Source organism: Amycolatopsis sp. NPDC104775, from assembly GCF_055583325.1.
Map to the genome: position 1 here is coordinate 192,653 of NZ_JBVJOE010000002.1, position 23,221 is coordinate 215,873.

Annotated in this window: 20 protein-coding genes; 8 read left to right on the forward strand and 12 right to left on the reverse strand. The window is 69.0% G+C overall.

Annotated elements, in window-relative coordinates:
• Positions 1-4 precede the first annotated feature (4 nt).
• From ACZ63D_RS09745 to ACZ63D_RS09765, 5 genes are all read right to left on the reverse strand, one after another.
• Complete coding sequence (locus tag ACZ63D_RS09745) at positions 5-724, reverse strand: ESX secretion-associated protein EspG (RefSeq protein WP_465353889.1); 720 nt, start codon at positions 722-724, stop codon at positions 5-7.
• Between the two features lie 18 nt (positions 725-742).
• A complete protein-coding gene (locus ACZ63D_RS09750; protein WP_465353890.1) occupies positions 743-1,912 on the reverse strand; it encodes a hypothetical protein in 1,170 nt (389 codons plus the stop codon).
• Positions 1,912-2,532, reverse strand: coding sequence for a DUF3558 domain-containing protein (locus ACZ63D_RS09755; protein ID WP_465353891.1), 621 nt, complete (start codon positions 2,530-2,532; stop codon positions 1,912-1,914). The genes ACZ63D_RS09750 and ACZ63D_RS09755 overlap by 1 nt, the downstream gene beginning before the upstream one ends.
• Positions 2,529-2,930, reverse strand: a complete 402-nt coding sequence (locus tag ACZ63D_RS09760; RefSeq protein ID WP_465353892.1) for a hypothetical protein — start codon at positions 2,928-2,930, stop codon at positions 2,529-2,531. Before ACZ63D_RS09760 ends, ACZ63D_RS09755 begins: the two co-directional genes overlap by 4 nt.
• Positions 2,931-3,157: 227 nt before the next feature.
• A complete protein-coding gene (locus tag ACZ63D_RS09765) occupies positions 3,158-4,705 on the reverse strand; it encodes a hypothetical protein (RefSeq protein ID WP_465353893.1) in 1,548 nt (515 codons plus the stop codon).
• A gap of 122 nt (positions 4,706-4,827) precedes the next feature.
• Here ACZ63D_RS09765 and ACZ63D_RS09770 point away from each other — a divergent pair, with 122 nt between their 5' ends.
• The 4 genes from ACZ63D_RS09770 to ACZ63D_RS09785 all read left to right on the forward strand — a co-directional run bounded on the left by ACZ63D_RS09770 (position 4,828) and on the right by ACZ63D_RS09785 (position 10,955).
• Positions 4,828-6,273 carry an MFS transporter gene (locus ACZ63D_RS09770; RefSeq protein WP_465353894.1) on the forward strand — a complete coding sequence of 482 codons (1,446 nt, stop codon included), beginning with the start codon at positions 4,828-4,830 and terminating at the stop codon, positions 6,271-6,273.
• A gap of 87 nt (positions 6,274-6,360) precedes the next feature.
• Positions 6,361-8,352, forward strand: coding sequence for a thioredoxin domain-containing protein (locus ACZ63D_RS09775; RefSeq protein ID WP_465353895.1), 1,992 nt, complete (start codon positions 6,361-6,363; stop codon positions 8,350-8,352).
• Positions 8,353-8,446: 94 nt separating this feature from the next.
• Complete coding sequence (locus tag ACZ63D_RS09780) at positions 8,447-9,001, forward strand: hypothetical protein (protein WP_465353896.1); 555 nt, start codon at positions 8,447-8,449, stop codon at positions 8,999-9,001.
• Positions 9,002-9,059: 58 nt separating this feature from the next.
• Positions 9,060-10,955: an acyl-CoA dehydrogenase family protein gene (locus tag ACZ63D_RS09785; RefSeq protein ID WP_465353897.1), complete on the forward strand. Its 1,896-nt coding sequence runs from the start codon at positions 9,060-9,062 to the stop codon at positions 10,953-10,955.
• Between the two features lie 93 nt (positions 10,956-11,048).
• Here ACZ63D_RS09785 and trhA read toward each other — a convergent pair whose 3' ends face one another.
• Positions 11,049-11,711, reverse strand: a complete 663-nt coding sequence (trhA, locus tag ACZ63D_RS09790; protein WP_465354737.1) for a PAQR family membrane homeostasis protein TrhA — start codon at positions 11,709-11,711, stop codon at positions 11,049-11,051.
• Positions 11,712-11,828: 117 nt separating this feature from the next.
• On the opposite strand from trhA, the gene ACZ63D_RS09795 reads away from it, so the two are divergent.
• Complete coding sequence (locus tag ACZ63D_RS09795) at positions 11,829-12,587, forward strand: isoprenyl transferase (RefSeq protein WP_465354738.1); 759 nt, start codon at positions 11,829-11,831, stop codon at positions 12,585-12,587.
• 119 nt (positions 12,588-12,706) lie between these two features.
• Here ACZ63D_RS09795 and ACZ63D_RS09800 read toward each other — a convergent pair whose 3' ends face one another.
• Entirely contained in the window at positions 12,707-12,955 is a 249-nt protein-coding gene (locus ACZ63D_RS09800; protein ID WP_465353898.1) for a hypothetical protein, read from the reverse strand.
• Positions 12,956-13,691: 736 nt separating this feature from the next.
• On the opposite strand from ACZ63D_RS09800, the gene ACZ63D_RS09805 reads away from it, so the two are divergent.
• Entirely contained in the window at positions 13,692-14,978 is a 1,287-nt protein-coding gene (locus tag ACZ63D_RS09805) for a PhoH family protein (RefSeq protein ID WP_452077072.1), read from the forward strand.
• 54 nt (positions 14,979-15,032) lie between these two features.
• Here the strand turns inward: ACZ63D_RS09805 and guaB1 are convergent, their stop codons facing one another.
• On the reverse strand, positions 15,033-16,472 hold the full coding sequence (gene guaB1 / locus ACZ63D_RS09810; protein WP_465353899.1) for a GMP reductase: 1,440 nt from the start codon (positions 16,470-16,472) through the stop codon (positions 15,033-15,035).
• Between the two features lie 67 nt (positions 16,473-16,539).
• Between guaB1 and ACZ63D_RS09815 the strand changes: the two genes are divergently transcribed.
• Positions 16,540-17,007 carry a DUF309 domain-containing protein gene (locus ACZ63D_RS09815; RefSeq protein ID WP_465353900.1) on the forward strand — a complete coding sequence of 156 codons (468 nt, stop codon included), beginning with the start codon at positions 16,540-16,542 and terminating at the stop codon, positions 17,005-17,007.
• Between the two features lie 477 nt (positions 17,008-17,484).
• Here the strand turns inward: ACZ63D_RS09815 and ACZ63D_RS09820 are convergent, their stop codons facing one another.
• Complete coding sequence (locus ACZ63D_RS09820; protein WP_465353901.1) at positions 17,485-18,108, reverse strand: MBL fold metallo-hydrolase; 624 nt, start codon at positions 18,106-18,108, stop codon at positions 17,485-17,487.
• Positions 18,109-18,202: 94 nt separating this feature from the next.
• Between ACZ63D_RS09820 and ACZ63D_RS09825 the strand changes: the two genes are divergently transcribed.
• Complete coding sequence (locus ACZ63D_RS09825; RefSeq protein ID WP_465353902.1) at positions 18,203-19,423, forward strand: NADH:flavin oxidoreductase/NADH oxidase family protein; 1,221 nt, start codon at positions 18,203-18,205, stop codon at positions 19,421-19,423.
• On the opposite strand, the gene ACZ63D_RS09830 is transcribed toward ACZ63D_RS09825, so the two are convergent.
• The 3 genes from ACZ63D_RS09830 to ACZ63D_RS09840 form a co-directional block, all read right to left on the reverse strand.
• Entirely contained in the window at positions 19,383-20,030 is a 648-nt protein-coding gene (locus ACZ63D_RS09830) for a Pr6Pr family membrane protein (RefSeq protein ID WP_465353903.1), read from the reverse strand. The two genes, ACZ63D_RS09825 and ACZ63D_RS09830, sit on opposite strands and share 41 nt — an antisense overlap.
• A gap of 113 nt (positions 20,031-20,143) precedes the next feature.
• On the reverse strand, positions 20,144-21,445 hold the full coding sequence (locus tag ACZ63D_RS09835; protein WP_465353904.1) for a S53 family peptidase: 1,302 nt from the start codon (positions 21,443-21,445) through the stop codon (positions 20,144-20,146).
• Between the two features lie 157 nt (positions 21,446-21,602).
• A complete protein-coding gene (locus ACZ63D_RS09840) occupies positions 21,603-23,216 on the reverse strand; it encodes an ATP-dependent DNA ligase (RefSeq protein WP_465353905.1) in 1,614 nt (537 codons plus the stop codon).
• Positions 23,217-23,221: the final 5 nt, after the last annotated feature.

The following is a 23,221-nucleotide window of genomic DNA, read 5'->3' on the forward strand; positions in this document are numbered from 1 at the left end:
TTGGCTAGTCGGCCAGCCCGTCGCGGAGGGCGGCGATCTTGTCCGTGAGCAGGCTGTCCTCGCCGGGCAGCACCGTGATGTACCGGTTTTCCTCCGGCCCGGACACCTCGAACGCGACGCGCCCGTCGGTGAGGTCGAGGTAGCTCAGCGGCCCGGCTTCCGTGCGCCCTGGCCGAGCCGGTTCGCGCACGACGACGGTGATCTCGCCGACGCCGAAACAGGTCTGCTGGAACAGGGCGTCGACCTGGCGGACGGCCGCGTCGCGGTCGGCGGAGAAGTCGGCTTGGAAGTCCTCCTGGGGGAGAGAGAACGCGGTCAGCTGGGCTGGCCGGTACCGCGGCAGGCTCGCCACCAGCGCACCGGCCGGGCTCCGGGTCCCGTCGAGCACTTTCAGCCGCACCCGGTCGCCGCAGCACAACGCCTTGACGCCGGTCCGGCCCCGGACCGCGACCAGCACGCCGTAGCGAACGTCCTGGTTCTCGACGTGGGCGACGTATTCGGTGTCGGCCCGGCCCAGCGCGTAGAGCACGTCCTCGAATTCGTCGGCGAACCGGCCGTGCTCGGTCAGGCCGAGCCAGTCCAGTTCGCCCCGGACGGCCTCGCGCAGCCGCTGATCCTCCGCCGTGAATCGGAGCCGTCCCGAGAACACCGGATGCGGCTCGGCGAACCCGGCTTCCCGGAGCGCGCCGACGAGGGCGTCGAGGGACAGCTCGGTCGCGCGCACCGCTTCCTCCCCGACGGCCTAGCGGTCCCCGAGCACCGGAGGCGTCGGTTTGACGTCGGTTCCGCCGAACACGTCTTCGGCCTCCCGGAGGTAGGGCGGAGCGGTTTTCTCCTTGTCTTTTTCTTTGGCTTTGCCCGGGATTCCGCTTCCGAGCACGCTGCCGGGTTTTCCGGCCGCGCCCGGAGTTCCGGCGGTGTTGCCTCGGACCGGTGCCGATTCGCCAGAGGTGCGGGCATCTACCCGGTTTCCCGCACCGAGACCGCCGCTCGCAGTGCCGCCGTTGCCTGGCGCGGGAATGCCGAACGGTACGAATCCGCTCGGCCCCAGGGGGTTGACCGGCTGACCGGACGGCCCGAACTGATAACCGGGCGGCAATGCGGGCGAACTGGATTCGGACGAACTGAGATGCGTCGAATCCGGTTGCGCGGCAACTGTTTCCGGTGGTCTCGCGGAAGCGAGATGGCCGGACGGCTCAGGCTCATGACTGCCGCGGCGGACAGCCGGGCTGACGCTGGCCGTCCCGGGTATCGACGCTCGGGGGCGCGGAACTTGTCCTGCCGGGGCAGGAGGCGGCTCGGTCGAGCCGGGCTGGTGGCTGTCGGGAGGTTTCCCGCTCGGCCCACCGGGACCCGCGACCGGTTTCCGCGGCACGCTGGTGCTGGCGAGATCGACGGACCCACCGGCATCGCTCAGGTCCGCGTAGCGCGCGGGAATCCGATCGGAGTTCGCGCCCGTCGTCGAGTGATAGCCGGTGTAGGCGTCGATGTTGTGCTGGGCGTCGGCCTGCCACTGGTCGAGTTTGCCGAAGTAGCCGGGCTTCCCGCTGAGCGAGTCGTACACGTCCTGCACGGTGAGTTCCGGCCGGTCGCCCACCGGTCTCACGGTGTTCTTGACGGCCTGGAACGCCGATAGCTGTCCCTCCGCCGCGGTCTGGGCGAACACCAGGTTCGTGCTGTGGTCCGCGGAAACAGCCATCAGCGGGAAAGCCGAATTCGCCGCTTCCTCCGCGGAGACGCCCTTCCACCCGGCCCGCACTTTCTCCGCGAGGCGGGCGATTTCGTCGACCCGCTCCAGCAGGACCCGGCTGAGCTCCTCCGCGCACTGGCGGGTCGCGTTCAGGGACTCGAGTCCCTGCCCGCCGGTGATCTTCTGGTAGATCTCCGCGGCGGTCATCGATCGACCGGCCATCAGCGTCCTCCTCGCAGATTGCCGAGCACTTTCTCCTCGACGCCCCGCGCGGATTCGCACGGGTCTTTCTCGCCTTTGTGCGCCGCCGATTGCGTGACCGAGACGACCACGGTCTGGCGGTCGCTGATGCCCATCGAGACGTCGCATTCGCCGCGGCTCGCCCGATGATCTTCTTCGCCGTAAGCGACGACGGGGTATCCCTGGACGGGCGCAAGAGGCAGGAAGAACGGGTACACCCGGTCCTTGGCGCGATACAACGACGTCAGGCCGAGACCGTGGACTTCGGGGAACAAGATCACCAGTTGCGCCTCGGAGAACCAGCCGCACGCCGGCCCGCCCGGGCCGTGCGGCTCCGGCTTGACCCGCGGGTTGTCGCCGAGAAATTCGGTGATTTGCGCGGAAGTCAAGGATTCGCAGGGGTTTTGCTGGAAATGGGCGGCGTCGAGGGGGTTCGTCACTTTCGGCACCCCGGGTCCGGGCACTTGGTCGGCTTCGCTGCTTGGCGTCGCCGCGGCGGCCTGGCTGGCGTGCTCGTCCGGGGCGGCCCGGCCGTTCGTCGTGCCGGAGCACCCGGCGAGGGCGCACAGGACGATCGCGGCGAGCGCCAGGGGGTGTCTCACAGACTTCCCCCAGCGCGGTGGAGGTCGGTCGAATGCGTGTCCTCGGCGGCTGAGTATTTTTTCAGCGCGGCACGGTATTTCGCCGCCTGCTCGCGGCAGTATTGCTCACATTGCGCCAAAGATCGCACCAGTGCTCGACCGGAATTCTGGAACCGTTCCGCATTGTCGGCGCTGGAGAAATCCCACGCGGGTGGCTGGGTTTGCGCGATGCTCCGGGCGCGGGTCTGGTCTATCCGGTAATTGTCGCCCAGATCCTCGTAGAGTCGCGCGAGTTCCTCAAGCGTCGTTCTGTCGTACGAATACCCGTCACCGAGCAATGGCGCGACCGCCATCGTCTCCGTCGACGCGCCGCCGTACCTCCGGACCGGAGGCAGGCTGGATCCCTGATCGTCGGCCACGATGTACGCCTCCCCGTGCGTAGATCGTCCCGGGTCCGCTGGGCCCGACACTGGTCACCCTCTGACACCGGGTAGTTACTGTAGTCGCGACGATTAAGCCTGTCTGCAACTGCAAACTGCAACTGGCAGCCGAGTTCAGCTTTTCTGTGCTTGAGCAGGGCGGCTGTCCCGCCGCCAACAGCAGCATCACCCGAATGCCTTAAGCGGCGGACAGCGGGGAGGTGGCGTCAGTGCCGTTCGGCCAGTTGCTCGTCGTAAAGGCTCTCCGGCGCAAGGTGCTTGCCCGGCGACACGATTTCGCCGCTTCGATGACCGGACGGCGGCTTGTCCTGCGTGCCGGTGCAGCCCAGCGCCCAGTTGTGCGCGGTCGGCGGGTTTTCCACGAGATAGGAGCCCACGCCGCAGTTCCACAGCACCGAATTCGCGCCCGCCCAGCCCTGGCCGCTGCCCATCCACTGCCGGTCGGACAGCTGCAGGTGACCCGACGGCGGGCTCATCGTGAGGTCGTCGTAGAGAGTCCCGCTGGCCCAGCGCTGGTGCGGACCCGCGTCGAGGATCCGGGAGCCGGTGTTGGTCGCGGTGCAGCGGCTGACCACGTTCGGGCCGGGCACCCTGGCCTGCGTGACCCAGGCGTGCAGGTTGCTGCCGGTGACGACGCACTGCCGCACCAGGATTTCCTGGCCGCTGAGGGTGTAGGCGGCGGGTTGGTCGTGGATGTCCTGCGGGACGGACTCGTTGAGGGACGAGGTGCTCAGCAGGCTGATCCGGAGCGCGTTCTGCCCGATTCCGAAGGCGGAGCCGAAATGCTCCGCGACGACGTCGTCGACCCAGCTGTCCTGCGCGGTGTCCACGGACACCAGCTGGGATTTGAAGAAACCGTCGTTGTGCCAGGCGGGGTCCTGCTCGAATTCGGCGCCGTCCGCGGAGAGGTGCGCGAGGCCGGAACCGCTGATCCGGCCGGGATACGAGTAACGGGTGACGGTTGCGTGGGTGTACTGGCTTTCCAGCGCGTTGGTCAGCGGGACGTCGAACTGGACCGTTTTTCCGTTGACCGCGGTGATAGTCCGGTCGAACTGCAAGCCCGCGTTCGGCGTCCATTGCTTGCTCGGAGTGCCGTCCGGCCGCGGCGGGATGTTGTCCATGCCGATCGCGTGAATCCACGGCTGTTCCTGCGGACGCTGCACGAGGACGTGGTCGCCCAGGTGCAAAGACGAGGAATCGCTTACGTCGAGCCGATCCGCGCCGACCGGGACGTAGCTGCTGGTGACCGGGATCGCCGAACCCGTTGTGGTACGCGAACCGTTCCCGGCGATCGTGACCAGCGTGTGCAGCTTGCCCGCGGCGACCAGCCTGGTGCCGTGCGATCCGCTTCCCGCGCCACGCAGTTCGACGTTGCTGGCGCTGATCCGCAGCGTGCCTTCGAGCCGGTAATCGCCCGCCGCCAGCTGTACCGCGCCGGGCTTGCCACTGCTCGCGACCTGATCGATGGCCTGCTGAATCCGCGCGGTGTCGTCGCCTGACGGCTGCGGCCTGACGGTTGCCGCGACCGGCAGTTCGGGCAGCGCGGCATCGCCGTTGCGGTAGCCGACGCGGGAGAAATCCGGGATCCGGTTGCCTTGTGCGTCGCTGCCGTAGGCGAGGCGGCCGTTCGCGAAGCTGATCCAGTTCGGTGCCGCGGATGCCTCATGAACGCTGCAACCGGACAAGCCAAGACATCCGATGAAAGCGATCGCTGCGACGGACTTCCAGGAACCAGCGCCAAGGGATCGCCTCATGGAAGGGGACTGTAGCGATCTTCTCGCCGGGAAACCAAGGGCAGAGGTCGGATTTCTCAGCGTCCGCTCAGTGGATTACCTGGCATTGACATCGAGTTTACTGGAGGTTTTACGTTCGCCTCATGTCCAGCTCTTCTGCTCAGAACGCCGAAAACCCTTCGACCAAGGGAAGTTGGCGTGACTTGCTCACCGGCAGGCATCGTCGCGTAGCCGCCGTGCTTGCCGGAGGCGTGGGGCTCTACGCGACCAATGTCTTCCTGACGACCAGCCTCCTGCCCGTCGCGGTGCAGGACATCGGAGGCAGCCGCTACTACGCCTGGGTGACCACCGTTTTCCTAGTGGCGTCAGTTATTTCTTCGGCGTTGGTGAGCACGGCGTTGCCGCGGCTCGGTGCGCGCAATAGCTACTTCGCAGCCCTCGGCGCGTTCGCGCTCGGCACCGTGATTTGCGCGGTCGCCCCGGTCATGGAGGTGCTGCTGGCAGGCCGGTTCGTCCAAGGGCTCGGCGGCGGTCTGCTGTGCGGATTGGGGTACGCGCTGATCCGATCGCTGCTGCCGGAACACCTGTGGTCCCTTGGAGCCGCACTGGTTTCCGGGATGTGGGGCGTCGGAACTTTCGCGGGCCCGGCGATCGGCGGAATCTTCGCGCAGTACGGCATGTGGCGCGGGGCGATGGTCACCCTCCTGGCCGTGACGGCACTGGTGGCGATTCTCGTTCCGCTCACCGTGCCCTCGACCCGCGCGGGTGATGTGCCGCCCGTGCCGTCCCCGCTCACGGTGGGGCTTCTGGTCGTCTCGGCGCTGCTCGTCAGCATTGCCAACATCGTGGATTCCACCGTCTTGCTCGGGGTACTGCTCGTGGTGGCTCTGCTCGGCCTTGGTCTGGCGTTCGCGTACGACAAGCGACGCGGCGGGCGGATTCTGCCGCCGTCGGCGTTTTCCTTCTCGTCTCCTCTTCCTTGGTGCTACGGCGCGGTCGCGTTGCTGGCTCTCGCGTCGCAAATCGAGGCGTTCATTCCGCTGTTCGGGCAACGCCTGGCGGGGCTCGCTCCGGTGCTGGCCGGATTCGTGGGCGCCGCGATCGCGCTGGGCTGGACTTTGGGCGAGGTGCCCAGCGCGGGGGTCACGGGGCTCCGGGCCAAAAGCCGGGTGGCGTCGGCGGGACCGCTGTTGATCACCGTCGGTTTCGTGGCCGCCGGGCTGCTGGTGGGCGAGGCCATGGGCACCGGCGCGACCGTGGCCTGGACGGCGGCGCTCCTGGTGGGCGGGGCTGGCATCGGCATCGCCTGGCCGCACGTGGCCGCACGGATCATGGGCGGAGTCGGTTCCGACGACGAGGGCGATACCGCCGCCGCGGCGATCAACACCGTGCAACTCGTCTCGAACGCGATCGGCTCCGCCGTCGCGGGGGTGTTGGTCCATCTCGGCGGACCAGCCCCGGAGGGACAGGCCCGAGCCGCACTCTGCGGCATTGGCGTAGCCGGAGTGGCGGGCGCGTGGTGCGTCTGGCGGGGTACCGCCGCGTGGCGGCACAAGGCCGGTTTCTCGGCGCAGCCAGCCGAGAATTAGCGCCCGGTAGTCGTGCTTTCCCCGGCGGAAAGCACGACTACCGCAGGGGCGGGACCGGTCTCGGCCGGAATGAGGCACACTCGGCACATGCCGAACCGCCTCGCCGAAGCGACGTCCCCGTACCTTCTGCAGCACGCCGGCAATCCGGTCGATTGGTGGGAATGGGGTCCGGAAGCGCTGGCCGAGGCGCGCCGTCGCGGGGTGCCGATCCTGCTGTCCGTCGGGTACGCCGCCTGCCACTGGTGTCATGTCATGGCGCATGAATCCTTCGAACACGAGGGCACCGCGGCGCTGATGAACGCGCATTTCGTCAACATCAAGGTCGACCGCGAGGAACGGCCGGACATCGACGCCGTCTACATGGCAGCCACGCAGGCCATGACCGGCCAGGGCGGCTGGCCGATGACCTGCTTCCTCACGCCCGAGGGCGAGCCATTCCATTGCGGCACTTACTATCCGCCCGCGCCGCGGCCCGGGATCCCGTCGTTCACGCAGCTGCTGGTGGCGGTCGCGGAGGCGTGGGAGGAGCGGCCGGACGACCTGCGCGAGGGCGCGAAACAGATCGTCGGGCATCTCGCCGAGCAGAGCGGTCCGCTGAAGGAAGCCGCCGTCGACGCCGACGCTTTGGCCGAAGCGGTCTCGAAACTTGCGCAGGAGGCAGACTCGGCGCACGGCGGTTTCGGTGGTGCGCCGAAGTTTCCGCCGTCGATGGTGCTGGAGTTCCTGGTGCGCCACTATGAGCGCACGGGTTCCGCGCAGGCGCACGCGCTCGCCGAGTCCGCGGCGGAAGCGATGGCTCGCGGCGGCATTCACGACCAGCTGGGCGGCGGGTTCGCGCGCTACTCCGTGGATGCGGAGTGGATCGTGCCCCACTTCGAGAAAATGTTGTATGACAACGCGTTGCTTCTCCGAGTGTACGCGCACCTCGCGCGCCGGGGCTCGGCGTCGGCGCGGCGAGTGGCGGAGGGAATCGTCCGGTTCCTCGAACGCGATCTTCTTACCCCGCAAGGAGGTTTCGCGGCCTCCCTCGACGCGGACACCGAAGGCGTCGAGGGATTGACGTATGTGTGGACTCCCGCGCAGCTCAACGAGGTTCTCGGCGAGGACGGCCCGTGGGCGGCCGAGCTGTTCAGCGTCACCGAAGGGGGCACCTTCGAAGAAGGCGCATCGACTCTCCAGCTGCGCAAAGATCCGGACGATTTCGGCCGATTCGAGCGCGTCCGGCAGGCGTTGCTCGAAGCGCGGGCCGAGCGTCCGCAACCGGGCCGGGACGACAAGGTAGTCGCGGCCTGGAACGGTCTCGCGATTACCGCGCTGGCCGAGGCAGGCGTCGCGTTGGAGCGTCCACAGTGGATCGAACTGGCTCGCGGCGCGGCGTCGTTGCTGCTGGACCTGCATGTCGTGGACGGACGACTCCGCCGCAGCTCGCGAGACGGCGCGGTCGGTACACCGGTCGGCGTGCTGGAGGATTACGCCTGCCTCGCGGACGGTCTTCTCGCCCTCCATCAGGCCACCGGCGAAGCTCGCTGGCTCACCGAAGCGACCCGGCTGCTGGACGTCGCCCTGGCGCGCTTCGCGTCGGACTCCGCGCCGGGTGCGTATCACGACACCGCCGACGACGCCGAAGTCCTGGTGCAGCGCCCGTCCGATCCGACGGACAACGCGAGCCCGTCCGGTGCTTCGGCACTGGCTGGTGCCCTGCTCACCGCGTCCGCGCTGGCTGGACCCGATCAGGCGGCGCGCTACCGCGATGCTGCCGAACTAGCGCTGCGTCGCGTCGGTTTGCTCGCCGCGCGCGTGCCGCGGTTCGCCGGACACTGGCTGTCCGTCGCGGAGGCGGCGCAGTCCGGGCCGGTGCAGGTCGCGGTCGTCGGCGCGGACCGCGCGGAGCTGGTCACCGCCGCCGCGCAGCACATCCACGGCGGCGGCATCGTGCTCGGCGGCGAGCCGGACGCGCCCGGTGTCCCGCTGCTGGCCGACCGGCCGCTGGTCGACGGCGAGGCGGCGGCTTACGTCTGCCGCGGCTACGTCTGTGAACGCCCGGTGACTACGGCCGCCCAGCTCATCGCCCAGCTCTGAGGAATTCCGCCCCTGGTGAACGCGCTACCCGCCCGGGTGGAATCAGCGTAGCTTCTGTAGTGACGTAATCATGTAATCAAGGATGGTGGACGTCATGGGGCGAGGTTGGAAAGGCCGGGGCTGGCAGCAGGCCGAGGTGCCGTCGGCGGACGACGCGGCGGCGTGGTTCGGCGGACGGCTTCCGGACGGCTGGTTCACCGGTGAGCCAGAAATCACAGCGGACCGCGAAGAAATCCTGATCGTCGGCGAGCTTCCCGCGCTGACCGGCGATTACGCCGACGACGCGGCCCGCGCGGCGGCGGAGGACGGACGCATCAAGCGGTTCCGCGAGGAAACGCGCGACGAGCGCATCGAGATCGCCCGCCAGGCCGAGCACCGCTACCAGCGCAAGGTGGCGTGGGGCGCGAAGCTGGGCGGTACGACGGTGCATTTCACGACGCTGTCGGTGCCGGTGATGACGCGGCTGCGGCAGCCAGAACGGCTGGTCCTGGACACGCTTGTGGACGCTGGCGTCGCGCGGTCGCGGTCTGAGGCGCTGGCCTGGGCGGTGCGGCTCGTCGGCGAGCACGCGGACGCCTGGCTGACCGAACTGCGCGAGGCGATGACCAAGGTCGACGACCTGCGCTCGAAGGGGCCCGACTTGGGCTGAACTGCGGAAGATCCTCCGCTGCGGCAGGCTGGAGGCAACCGGCCGTATCGGAGGAACCGTGGACATCCCTGCTGTGCCCGAGAAAGTGGACCCGGATGCGTTGACCGCCGTCCTCGATGGACGCTGGGGCGGTTTGAAACGTGACGTGCGCGCGCAGATGAGCACGGAGAAGTTCCGGGACACCATCGGACTCGACGTCGAGGCGCATCGCGTCCAGGTCTTGGACCAGCTGCGGAAACTCGCCGAAACGGACCGTCCCGCGCTCGGCTTCGACGCCGCGTACGGCGGGCTGAGCGATGTCGGCGGGTCGGTGATGTCGTTCGAGATGCTCGGCTACGGCGATCTGTCGCTAATGGTCAAGGCCGGGGTGCAGTGGGGCTTGTTCGGTGGTGCCGTGCAGCTGCTCGGCACCGCGTCGCATCACGAGAAGTACTTGCGCCGCATCATGAATCTGGACCTTCTCGGCTGCTTCGCGATGACGGAGCACGGCCACGGCTCCGACGTCCAGCACTTGCACACCACCGCGACGTACGACCCTTCGACGCGCGAATTCGTCGTGCACAGCCCAGATCTCGGTGCCACCAAGGAATACATCGGCAACGCCGCCCGCGACGGACAGCTCGCGGTAGTGTTCGCCCAGCTGATCACCGGCGGCGAATCCCGTGGTGTGCATGCTTTCCTGGTCCCGATCCGCGACGACTCGGGCGCTCCAGCCCCCGGCGTCACCATCACGGACTGCGGCGTGAAGGCCGGTCTGAACGGCGTCGACAATGGACGGTTGACCTTCGAACAGGTCCGTGCGCCAAGGGAAGCGCTGCTGAATCGCTTCGGCGACGTATCCGAGGACGGCACCTACACGAGCCCGATCGAAAGCGACGGCCGCCGGTTCTTCACGATGCTGGGCACGCTCATCCGCGGCCGCGTGAGCGTCGGCGGCAGCGCCGGATGCGCCACCCAACGAGCCCTGACGCTGGCCATCCGCTACGGCGACCAGCGGCGGCAGTTCCAGCGCCCGGAAGGCGACGAGGTAGTCATCCTCGATTACCTGGGCCACCAACGGAAACTGCTCCCAGCCTTGGCGAAGACCTACGCCCTGCACTTCGCGCAGGAGGAACTGGTCGCCGCCCTGCACGACATCGCCCCCGACGCGCCAGAAGAAGAACAACGCGAGCTGGAATCCCGCGCCGCCGGCTTGAAGGCACTGAACACCTGGCACGCCACCGCGACGATCCAAGCCGCCCGCGAAGCCTGCGGCGGCAGCGGATACCTGGCTGAAAATCTGCTGGCCGGTCTGAAAGCCGACACTGACGTCTTCACCACCTTCGAAGGCGACAACACTGTGTTGCTGCAGCTGGTCGCGAAGGGCTTGCTGACGCAGTACAAGGAACACTTCGAGGACCTCAGCCCCCTCGCGACCGCCCGCTTCGTCGCCGAACAGCTGGTGGACACCGTCAAGGAACGCTCAGCCGCGTGGAAGTTCCTGGAACGCCTCGGAGAGTCCGACGACGCTTCGGTGCTCTTCGACCGCGAGTGGCAGCAGCGGCTCTTCGAGGACCGCGAAGAGCATGTGTTGAGCGGCGTGGCTAACCGACTTCGAGGTGCTGCTTCGGATCCTTTCGGCGTCTTCAACTCCGTACAGGACCATGTGCTGCTCGCAGGCCGCGTACACGTGGACAGGTTGATTCTCGACGACTTCGCTCGCGCTGTCGCTGCCTGCCCTGATGAGGATGCGGCTACGCTTCTCTCGCGGGTGTGCGACCTGTACGCGCTGTCAACGATCGAGGCAGACCGCGGCTGGTTCCTGGAGCACGGCCGTATCTCCGCGACCCGCTCCAAGGCGGTGACTGCCGCGGTTAATGCGCTGTGCGAAGCTTTGCGGCCCCATGCGCGGACGTTGGTGGATGGGTTCGCGGTTCCGGAGCAGTTCTTGGCGGCCCCGATGCTGAACGGCTGAGCTCGATCTGGCGCGGAAACGACTCAGGCCGTCTCCAGGCAGTGCGACGGCCTGGAGACGGCCTGAGGAAGATCCACAAGAGCGAACCCGCAGCTAGGCGTACATCGCCAACCAGATCGCGATGTAATGCGAAACCGCCGCCAACACCGTGCACGCGTGAAAGAACTCGTGATACCCGAACGTCTCCGGCCAATGGTTCGGCCACTTCACCGCGTAAAAAACCGCCCCCACGGTATAAAACAGGCCGCCCACGCACAGCAGCACCAAAGCCGCAATCCCGGCATGGCTCAGCAGCTCGGGCAGAACGAACACCGCGACCCACCCGAGCGCGATGTAGATCGGCACCCCGAGCCAGCGCGGTGCGTGCGGCCACAGCATCTTCATCGCCACGCCGAGGATCGCGCCGCCCCAGACGATGCTCAGGACGATGTATCCGGTTGGCTTCGACATGGCCAGCAGGGTGAACGGCGTGTAGGTGCCGGCGATGAAGAGGAAGATCATCGAGTGATCCGCGCGCTTCATCCACTTGTACGCGCGCGGGCTCCACAGCCTGCGGTGATACAGCGCGCTCACGCCGAACACGCCCAGCACGGTGAGGCCGTAGACGGACGTCGCCAGCGCGGCTATCGGGGAGACCGTCGACGCGGCGAGGCTGATCAGCGCGGCGGCCGCGGCGACGGCGCCGAAGAACGACCAGAAGTGGATGTGGCCCCGTAGCCGGGGGCGGGTGTCCTCGGGGGCAGGCGGGGGTTCCATCGTCACACTCACCGTGCCCAGGTTACGGGACCGTAGGTTTTTTGCCAGCCCCCGTGGCGCGTCACACCCCCGATCTTAGGGTGCGTACGCTCGGGCGACGTGAGCCTCCGGTCCTTCATGTCCGACGTTGTCTACAGCATCTACAGCCGCCGACTGATCCAGCAGTCGGCGGGCCGTCATCCGCGGCATATCGCGATCATGCTCGACGGCAATCGCCGCTGGGCTCGCGAAGCCGGGTTCACCGACGTGGCCGACGGGCATCGCGCCGGGGCCAAGAAGATCGCCGACTTCCTCAGCTGGTGCCAGGAAGCCGAGGTCGAGGTCGTGACGATGTGGCTGCTGTCCACTGACAACCTCAACCGCGATCCGGACGAGCTCACCCCGCTGCTGAAAATCATCACCGACGTCACCGACGAACTCGCCGGGGCCGAGGTTCCGTGGCGGCTGCGCATCGTCGGCGCGCTCGACCTGCTGCCGCTCGAGGTGGCGCAGAAGCTCACCGCCGCCGCGGCGCGCACCGAGAACCACTCGGGCATGGAGGTGAACATCGCGGTCGGCTACGGCGGACGGCAGGAGATCGCGGACGCCGTCCGCAAGCTTCTCCTGCAGCACGCCGACGAGGGCACTTCGATTCGCGAACTCGCGAAAATCCTCGATGTCGACCACATCTCGGAACATCTCTACACTTCCGGTCAGCCGGATCCGGATCTGATTATCCGAACGTCCGGTGAACAGCGGCTTTCCGGATTTTTGCTCTGGCAGTCCGCGCATTCGGAATTCTGGTTCACCGAGGCTTACTGGCCGGCATTCCGGCGCGTCGACTTTCTCCGCGCGCTGCGCGACTACGCCTGGCGGCACCGCCGGTTCGGAGCTTGAGCGGCTTGCGGGGGCGGTGAACCGGTCCGGCGGACCCACCCAGCCGGACCGGTTCACCCGAGCCGCGGACGCCGCGAAGGCCCCGGAGCCAGGCTCCGGGGCCTTCGCGGCAAAACGGCTCAGCCGTGGTGGTGCTCCATCGAGTGGGCGATCAGCGCCGGGGTCAGCGCAACGCCGGTGTAGGCACCCGCGACCAGGGAAGCGGCACCGTAGCCCAGCGCGCCGCCGCCCTCGATGAAGGTGGCGTAGGCGTCGCCGAACGTCGGGTCCGGAGCGCCCTGGGTGGTGGCCGGGGAGGCGAACGCCGTCCCGCCGATCATCATCAGGCCCGCGGCCGCACCGGCGACAATTCCAGCCTTCTTCAGCACTTCGCACACTCCTAGGTAGAGATACTGGGATTTCGGGGCACCGGAGTGTTCCGGTGGTGTGTCCCGCAGTAAGGAAATTACCCCCGAATGGCCTCTAGCGAATGGTGCGTACGCCCATTGTGTGAGCGCTTGAAGGCGCAGTTCACTCGGTCCGGTTCAGTGTCCAGGACGCGAAATGCATTCTGGTCTGGCCCGTGGTACAAGGCCCTTTACCTGGGAATTGCCTGCACTCGGTGATTAATTTTCCATGATCATTCGTCCGGGTGACCCCCCGATCGCCGGGTCCGGTGACGCTGAGTGAGCACTGTGGACACTCTGTTGCGGGCGACCGACGGTGGGATGACGAATCGGCGAATCACCTGTGTGGCTGCCTGCACGACGGGGCGGACGTAGGTACCTTCCGGGATAGAGAGCTCGCGTTCCGTGCGGGTTCTCGCGGGAGGCCCTGGTCGTGGCGTTGATCGAGGGGGCGGCTCAGCCGCCCACGAGATGCACGAGGGGGCCGGCACCCGGCCCTCGTGGCCGTGCCGCCTGACGCAGCCAGCGTCAGGGAGTGCGGACCCAGCCAGGGAGGTGCCCGGCCCAGCGAGTGCGGGCGTGGGGTGCACACGCCCTCGAGGGAGATGCCGTCGTGACTGCGCAGCGTTCACCCCGCAAGGCCTCTGGCCGTTCTTCGACCGGTGCTTCGGCCCCGGAGAAAGCCTCGATCTCGCCCGAATCCCCACGCATCACTTATGTGCTCGACACGTCGGTGCTGCTCTCCGACCCGTGGGCGGTCACCCGGTTCGCCGAACACGCGGTGGTGCTCCCGCTGGTCGTCATCAGCGAACTGGAAGCCAAGCGCCACCACTCCGAACTGGGCTGGTTCGCCAGGGAATCCCTCCGCCTGCTGGACGACCTCCGGCTCAAGCACGGCAGGCTCGACGCCCCGATCCCGATCGGCGACCAGGGCGGCACCCTGCAGGTGGAGCTGAACCACACCGATCCGTCCGTCCTCCCGGTGGGCTTCCGCACCGACTCGAACGACCACCGCATCCTCGCGTGCGCGCTCAACCTCGCCACCGAGCAGCCGGCGGTCACCCTGGTGACGAAGGACATCCCGCTGCGGGTCAAGGCGGGCGCGGTCGGGCTCACCGCGGACGAGTACCGGGCGCAGGAGGTCACCCCGTCGGGCTGGACGGGCATGGCGGACGTGGACGCGCCGCAGGAGCTGATCGACACGCTCTTCTCGGGCGGTTCGGCGGACCCGGCGGAGTTCGGTCTCGGCGAGGTGGGCGAACTGCCGTGCCACACCGGGCTGCGGCTGCTCGCGGGCAGCTCCAGCGCGCTCGGCCGGGTCACGGCGGACAAGCGGGTGCGGCTGGTGCGCGGCGACCGCGAGGCGTTCGGCCTGCACGGCCGCTCGGCGGAGCAGCGCGTGGCGCTCGACCTGCTGCTGGACTCCGACGTCGGCATCGTCTCGCTCGGCGGCCGAGCGGGCACCGGCAAGTCGGCCTTGGCGCTGTGCGCGGGACTGGAAGCGGTGATGGAACGCCAGCAGCACCGCAAAGTCGTGGTGTTCCGCCCGGTCTACGCGGTCGGCGGCCAGGATCTCGGGTATCTGCCCGGGTCCGAGAGCGAGAAAATGCAGCCCTGGGCACAGGCGGTGTTCGACACGCTCGGCGCACTGGTCAGCCAGGACGTGCTGGACGAGGTGTTCGACCGCGGCATGCTCGAAGTGCTGCCGCTGACGCACATCCGGGGCCGCTCGCTGCACGACACGTTCGTGATCGTGGACGAGGCGCAGTCGCTGGAACGCAACGTGCTGCTGACCGTGCTTTCGCGGCTCGGCTCGGCGTCACGGGTGGTGCTCACGCACGACGTGGCCCAGCGCGACAACCTGCGCGTCGGCAGGCACGACGGGGTCTCGGCGGTGATCGAGAAGCTGAAGGGGCACCCGCTGTTCGCGCACGTGACCTTGACTCGGTCGGAGCGCTCGCCGATCGCTGCGCTGGTGACGGAGATGCTGGAGGACCACGGCTGAGCTAGTCGTGAGCGGCGGCGCCGGTTCTCACCCGGCGCCGCCACTCACGAGGCCTCACCAGCCAGCAGGCAGCGGACGCCCCTCAGCAAACCCCGCCGCGGACTGCACACCCAGCACCGCGCGCTCGTGGAACTCCTCAAGCGTGCGCGCGCCCGCGTACGTGCAGGACGACCGGACACCCGAGCAGATCGAGTCGATCAGGTCCTCGACGCCAGGCCGCGCCGGGTCCAGCGCCATTCGCGACGTGGAAATGCCTTCCTCGAACAGAGCCTTGCGCGCGCGGTCGAAGACGTTGTCCGTGCGCGTGCGGGCTCCGACGGCGCGCTTCGACGCCATCCCGAACGACTCCTTGTACGGGCGACCCTGCTCGTCGTACCGCAGGTCGCCGGGGGATTCGTGGGTGCCGGCGAACCACGAGCCGACCATCGCCGCCGACGCGCCCGCGGCCAGTGCCAGCGCGACGTCTCGGGGGTGCCGGACACCGCCGTCCGCCCAGACGTGTTTGCCCAGTTCACGAGCGGCTGCCGCGCATTCCGCGACTGCGGAGAACTGCGGGCGGCCGACGCCGGTCATCATTCGCGTGGTGCACATCGCGCCGGGGCCGACGCCGACCTTGATGACGTCCGCGCCCGCGTGGATGAGGTCGCGGGTGCCTTCGGCGGTCACGACGTTGCCCGCCACGATCGGCACCTTCGGCGACACCGAACGAACCGCCTTGAGCGCGGCGATCATCTTTTCCTGGTGGCCGTGCGCGGTGTCGACGACCAGCGTGTCGACGCCCGCGGCCAGCACCGCTTCGGCCTTCGCCGCGACATCGCCGTTCACGCCGACCGCGGCGGCGACGCGCAGCTTCCCGGCAGCGTCGGCGGCCGGGGTGTAGATCTCGGAGCGCAGCGCGCCGACCGCGGTGAGGACGCCGGCGAGGCGACCGTCGGCGTCGAGGCCGAGGGCGAGGCGTCCGCCGTGGCTGTGCAGAAGTTCGAAAACCTCGCGCGGCGGCGTGTCCAGCGGCACGGCGACGACCGCGGGCTCGGCGACGTCGGCCAACCGCGCGAAGCGGTCGACCCCGGCGCAAGCGGCCTCGTCCACGACTCCGACCGGCTTGCCGTCACCATCGACGATGACGACCGCGCCGTGTGCTCGCTTGTGCACGAGGTTGAGGGCGTCGGCCACCGCGTCGCCGCCGGTGAGAACCAGCGGCGTGTCCCAGACGGTATGGCGGGACTTCACCCAGGAGACGATTTCGGCCACCGCGGCCGTGTCGACGTCCTGCGGAAGCACGACGAGCCCGCCGCGGCGAGCGACCGTCTCGGCCATCCGCCGTCCGGCGACGGCCGTCATGTTGGCCACCACCAAGGGGATCGTCGCGCCTGTGCCGTCCACAGTGGACAAGTCGACGCCGAAGCGGGATTCCACGTCCGAACGGTTCGGCAGCAGGAACACGTCGTCGTAGGTCAGGTCGTGAGCGGGCACGTGCCCATCCAGAAAGCGCACGAGTCACCAGGCTACGTGGCTCGCGCGCGAGACGCTAACCCGGCGTGGCCCGTGGAACAATGGCCAGGTGGACAGCCGGGATCGCGACGACCAGGGACGGGCGCGCAATGCCCGCCCGCGGGACGGCCTCGGCCGCCCGCTGCCCTATGGCTCCGACGGTGTGCCGCGCCAGCCCGAAGGCGTGCAGCGCACCCCGGCGGAGACCCTGGCGGAGGCGCAGGACCTCCTGGACGCCGGCCGCCCGTTCCACGCGCACGAGGTCTTCGAGGACGCGTGGAAGGCAACGGACGGCCCGGAGCGGGAGCTGTGGCGTGGTCTGGCCCAGTTGGCGGTGGGGCTGACGCACGCGCTGCGCGGGAACGGGAACGGCGCGGTCGCGCTGCTGGAACGCGGGGCGGAGAACATCGCGCCGTTTGCCGAGGCGCCGCCGCACGGGATCGACGTGGCTGGGCTGAGGGAGTGGGCGCAAACGCTTGCGGCGGAGGCCCGGGAGCGGGTTCGGGTGGAGCCGGAGGTTCCTCGACTGGCTCGGTAGCCGGGCTGGCGGTGGAATTCCTGGTTCGGCTTGGCCTTGCCCGCTGCTGGCTTCGCTGAGAACGCTCGGCTTGGTTCGGATAGTCGCTCGGCGGTGCGCGGGAAAGCGGCGCTCGGCGGAGTGATAGATCGCGAGTCGGGCGGTTCCGCGGTGGCTCGATTGCTCGCGAAGTTGGTGATCCGGCAGTACGGCCTTGCGCGGCGGCGGGCAGAACGTGGGCGATCTGACGGTGTGGCTTGGTGGCAGCCGCTCGCAAGCGGGCTGTTCGCGGTTGGCCGAGAGACGGAACCCGGCCCTGGGCAATTGCGCAGTTGCGGCTCGGTAAGGCGGCGCGACGTGCGGATTCCGCAGCGCGTGGTGGCGAGAGAAGCCGCACTCAAGTAGGCGCAAACGTTTGCAGTCCAGGTCTCGGCGGTCGAGGGCGGAACTCGCCGGGCGGAGCCCGCGACTAGGCGGACCGGCCCGGCGAGAGGGTGGTCAGGCGGTGGGCCAGTCCGCCGATCCCGCTTTTTCCTTGCCGATGGTCGTCGCCTCGCCGTGGCCGGTGCGGACGATCGTGGCGTCGGGGAGGGGGAAGAGGCGGTCGCGGATGGACTTCACGATGGTCGGGTAGTCGGAGTACGAGCGGCCGGTCGCGCCGGGGCCGCCGTGGAACAGGGTGTCTCCGGTGAAGAGGACTTCCAGGTCGGGGCTGTGCAGGCAGATCGCGCCGGGGGCGTGGCCGGGCGTGTGCAGGACCGTCAGGTCGGTGCCGGCGACGGTGATGACCTGCCCGTCGGCCAGGTCGCCGTCGGGGGCGCGGTCCGGGTGGGTCAGGTCCCAGACGACGCGGTCGGCCGGGTGCAGCAGGATCGGCGCGCCGGTGCGTTCGGCCAGCGCGGGGGCGGCGTTGACGTGGTCGTTGTGCGCGTGGGTGCACACAATCGCGCGGACCGTGCGGTCTCCGACTACGTCCGCGATGGCGTCCGCGTCGTGCGCGGCGTCGATGACGATCACCTCGGAGCCGTCGCCGACTATCCAGACGTTGTTGTCCACGTTCCAGCTGCCGCCGTCGAGTTCGAACACGCCCGACGTGACCAGGTTCTGCACTATGGCCGTCATGCCGCCGACCCTAGTGGCCCTCGGGGCATACCGCCGGTACTTACCTTCGAGTATTCTTACTCGCGGTAAGTTATCCGCGACGACGGGACCGCTCATGACCGACCCCCGCGATCTGCTCGCCGAACCGCTCAAACTTTCCTGCGGGGCCGTGCTGCCGCATCGGCTCGCGAAGTCGGCGCTCAGCGAGCAGCTGGGCGACCGCCGGAACGCGCCTTCCGCCGAGCTCGCGCAGTTGTACCGGACCTGGGCGCGCGGGGGTGCTGGCCTGCTGGTGACCGGCAACGTGATGGTCGACCCCACGGCGCTCGGCGAACCCCGCAACGTCGCGGTGCCCGCGGTGCCCGATCCGGCGTTGTACCGGCCGTGGGCGCACAGCGTGGACGGGACCGACGCGCAGCTGTGGGTTCAGCTCAACCATCCCGGCCGGCAGAGCCCGCGGTATTTGTCCCGGCAGCCGGTCGCGCCGTCGGCGGTGCCGTTCGGCGATCGAGGGGTGCGGACGGCGTTCGCGGCGCCCCGGGCGCTGACCGGGGACGAGATCGAAGCGGTGGTGGAAAGGTTCGCGGTGGCGGCGCGGACCTTCGTCGACGCCGGGTTCGCGGGGGTCCAGATTCACGGTGCGCACGGGTATCTGATTTCGCAGTTCCTGTCGCCGCTGGTGAATCGCCGCGACGACGAGTGGGGGCGCGACCGCAGCCGGTTCCTCCTTGAGGTGGTGCGCGCGGTCCGGAACGCGGTGGGCGATCGCGTGCCGGTTTCGGTGAAGCTCAACAGTGCCGACTTCCAGCGCGGCGGCTTCGAAGAGGACGAGTCGTTGCGGGTGGTCCGCGCGCTGGGGGAGGCGGGGATCGACCTGCTGGAGATCTCCGGCGGCACGTACGAGCGAGCCGTGATGATGGGGTCCGGCCGGGCGAGCACGCAACGGCGGGAGGCGTATTTCTTGGACTACGCGACGAAAGCCCGCCAGATCAGCGACGTCGCGCTGATGGTCACCGGCGGGTTCACCACGGCGGCCGGGATGGCGGAGGCGCTGGAATCCGGTGCGCTGGACGTGATCGGGATCGGCCGTCCGTTCACTGTGGACCCCGGGCTGCCGGGGCGGCTGCTCGCGGGCGAGGACGTCCGCGCCGAACGGCGGTGCCCGCACACGGGAATCCGGCTCGCCGACAGCTTGCTGGAGATCCAGTGGCACACCCAGCAGATGCACCGCATTGCCGCGGGCAAGCCAGTGGACCTTAAGCGCGGCGCGTGGCGGGCGCTCGCCCAGGCTGGGCTCAGCGATCCGCTAAACGCGTTTCGCCGGGTACGCGCGTGAGCCGCCGGTCGACGACCCGGGCACCGCTGGCGAGCGCGATGAAGAAGACGCCGATGAGGACGCAGTTCAGCGCGACCTGCCCGTAGCCGAGGTTGCTGACGTTGACGAACGGATAAGGGTAGTAGCCGTCGATCGCACCGCGGACGAGCGTGAAAGCCAGCCACACCAAGGGATAGACGAGCGACCACCAGACGGTGCGCCATTCCAGCACGCGCGGGGCGAAGATCAGCCAGCCGAGCACGCACAGCACCGGAGTGACGCGGTGCAGCAGGATGTCCGCGGCGAGGCTGAGCCCGTGCAACTCGTACAGTCCGGCCAGCGCGACCTGGTAGACGACGCCGGTGACGACGATCCCGACCAGCGCGTCGAGCCACAGCACCCGCATCAGGGGAGAGGTGCCGCGTCCGCGCGCGAAAGCGGCTCCGGTGATGAGGACGAGCAGGTTCGAGATGATCGTGAAGTAGGTGAACAGGTTCGCCACCCGCCCGCCGAAGCTGGCGTACCGTCCCTGCGCCGGTACCAGCGCGACGATCTGGATCACGAGCGCGGCCAGCACGACGACCGCGGTCACCCCGAACCACAGCCGGGCCAACGCTTTCGAGGACATACCGCTGACAGTACGTCGCCGGTCCGGCCCGCCCGCCCCGACACGACCAGGATCGGTCGCGCCGGGCCGGGTGAACTTGCCTCTGGTTCCGGACGCGTCGGTGGGCTACCGCATCACCGCACCGCCTTCACCAAGGCCGGGACGAAGACCGAAGCGTCGATCGTGCCCCAGCCGCTCGCGATGTCGTAGCCCGGACCGGCCTTGAAGCCCTCGACGTCGAACTGGCTGTTGTCGCCCTTAGTGACGTCGATGATTCCGGCCGCAGTGCCCTTCGGGCCCAGCTTCGAGTACAGCGCCGGGTTGATCTGGCCCAGCCGTCCGTGCTTGGCCTGCACCGCCAACGCCAGCACCCCGGCGAACAGCGGTGCCGACTGCGACGTGCCCTGGACGCCTTCCATGCTGATGTCCGGGTACGCCCGCATCGTGCTGCCGGTGATCTGCTTGACCCGGTTCTGCCAGGACGGCCGCGCGTATGCCTTCGACAGGCCGGCGCCTTCGCTGAACCCGTTGTCCGCCGCGTTGACCAGGTCGTCCGGCTGGGTGCGGACGCCGTTCGCGTCCAGGTGCAGCTGGGTGCCGCCGAGCGTGGTGACGTTCGGGTCGCTGGCCGGCCAGCTCGCCACCCGGTACGGATACCGGCCGGGGCCCTGCAGGTACGCCCCGGTCGGCCCGTCGTCGCCGGACGACGCGACCAGCGTGACGCCGGCCTTGCTCGCCCGCTCCAGCGCCGGGTCGAGGGTCTTGATCGACTCGAACGACGGGAAGTTCTCCTCGGTGGTGCCGAAGCTCATCGAGACCACGTCGGCGATCCGGTGCTCAGTCAGGTAGTCGACGGCGTGCATCATCTCCGGCAGCCCGGCGAAGCCCTGCGTCTCGGCGACCGGGGTGGCCGCGACGACGATCTTCGCGGCCGGAGCCATCGCGTGCATCATCGTGACGTCGAGGTCGGTTTCCCCGCCCCACGACTGGCACGCGGCGGTGTCCACTCCGGGATCGGTGCACGCGGGCACCGCGCCGGACGGCTGCAGCACCTCGACGTTCGCCGGCGGCAGGCCGTGCTGCCGCGAATACTCGTTCAGCACCTGCTTGACCTTGTCGTCGCCGAACGACACGAGCGTGGCCACGGTGGACCCGGCACAGGTGATGCCCTGGCTCCACAGCTTCGTGGCGTTGTACGCACCGCTTTCCTTCGGCAGCTTGGCCATCGCCGCGTTGAGCCGCGCCACCCGCTCGCTCACCGTGGTCGCGCCGACGAACGACTGCGCGGCCGCCGAGAAGTGGTGCCGCGACGGCAGCGGCGGCGCTGGCGCGGCACTGGCCGGTGCCGCCACCACGGTGGCGGCGAGCGCCACGCCCGCCAGCAGGGTCATCGGCCGCCCGAATCCCCGGACGGCTGATTTCACCCGGAACGTCATGCTTTTCTCCCATCGACGCAGGCCAGTGCCCCCACTCTCGGGTACGCGACCATGGGTGCGACATCAACTTTCGTCGGGCGTTTTCCGGAGTACGGCGGGGAAATCTGCCCGATGTCCGTAATGTGCCCGCTCATCCAGACGCTGTTCCCGCTGATCTTCATCCGGACGACTCCTCGGAACCGGCCGGGTCTTCGGTACCGGACGGCACCGCGGACTCAGGTAGCTCCGCGGAACCAGCGCTGGCACCTTCCACCGGACGGCTGCCGCGCAGCAACCCCCGCACGGTGTCGATGGTGTCGGCCTCGCCCGGGTCCTTGTCCGGCCGGTACCGCACCACCCGCGCGAACCGCAGCGCCAGCCCGCCCGGATACCGCGTGCTGACCTGCGCCCCGTCGAGTTCGATTTCGACCACCATCTCCGGCCGCAGATAGACGGTCCACTGGTCGCGGTGCGTTTCGATTTCCTGGAACCGCTCGGTCTGCCAGGCCAGCAGCTCGTCGGTGAGGCCCTTGAACGTCTTGCCCACCATGATCGGCGGGCCGCCGTCCGGATCCCGCGCGCCGAGGTGCAGGTTCGACAGTTTCCCGGTGCGCCGCCCGTGGCCCCATTCCGCCGCCAGCACCACCAGATCGATGGTGTGCACCGGTTTCACTTTCAGCCACGCGCGCCCGCGCCGTCCGGCCGCGTAAATCGAATCGAGGTCTTTCACCATCACGCCCTCGTGCCCGGCGTCCATCGCCGCGTCGAGCACCGCGGCCGGCGATTCCGGCCGGACCGCGCCGGGGATCACGTGCTCGCCCGCCACCCGGCGCAGCGCTTCGTTGCGTTCGGACAAGGGCGCGTCGAGCAGATCGACCCCGTCCAGATGCAGGCAGTCGAAGAAGTACGGCCGCAGCAGCAACGCCCGCACCTGTTCGTCCCGCGTGCTGCCGAACCGGCTCATCGTTTCCTGGAACGGCCGCGGCCGTCCGTCGTCGGTGAGCGCGAGGGTTTCGCCGTCCAGCACCACCGATTCGCAGGGCAGCGACCGCACCAGTTCGACCAATTCGGCTACGCTGCCGGTGATTTCCCGCAGCGTGCGCGTGTACACGTGCACTTCCGAACCCTGCCGGTGCACCTGGATCCGCGCACCGTCCATTTTGTACTCGACGATCGCGTTCCCGTGCTCCGTCACGGCTTCCTCCAGCGATTCGGCCGGCGACGCGAGCATCGGCCGCACCGGGCGGCCCAGCTCAAGGCCGAACTCCGCGAGCGCCGCCGCGCCCCCGGTCAAGGCCGCCTGCCCGGTGACCGGCAACCGCCCGGACAGCATGAACGCTCGCCGCACCTGATCGACGCCCACCTCGGCCGCCGCCGCGACCGCGTCGACCATCACGCCTTCCAGCGCGCCTTGCCGCAGCTCCCCGGTGACGAGCCGGAACACGAACTCCTGCTCGGCCCGGGTCAGCCGGGAGAACAGCGCGGTGAGCGCCTCCGCCCGTCGCTTCACCGAACCCGCGCCCGCCGCGGCCGCGACCTCGGTGAGCGCGACGTCGACCTCCGCCACGGACACCGCGGGCGCGGCCGCGGGTTCGACGGCGAGGTCGGCGAGCGTGCGCCAGCCGGCTCCGAGCCGGTCCTGCGCGGTCTGCCCGGTGAGATACGCGATCACCGCGGGCAGTTCGCCGGGTTCGGCCGTGCGCAGCACAGCGGCCAGCACGGCGATCTTCGTTTTCCGTGACCGCGTGGCCGCCAGTTCGGCGGAGGCGGTGACGAGGTCGGTGAACAACACCCGGT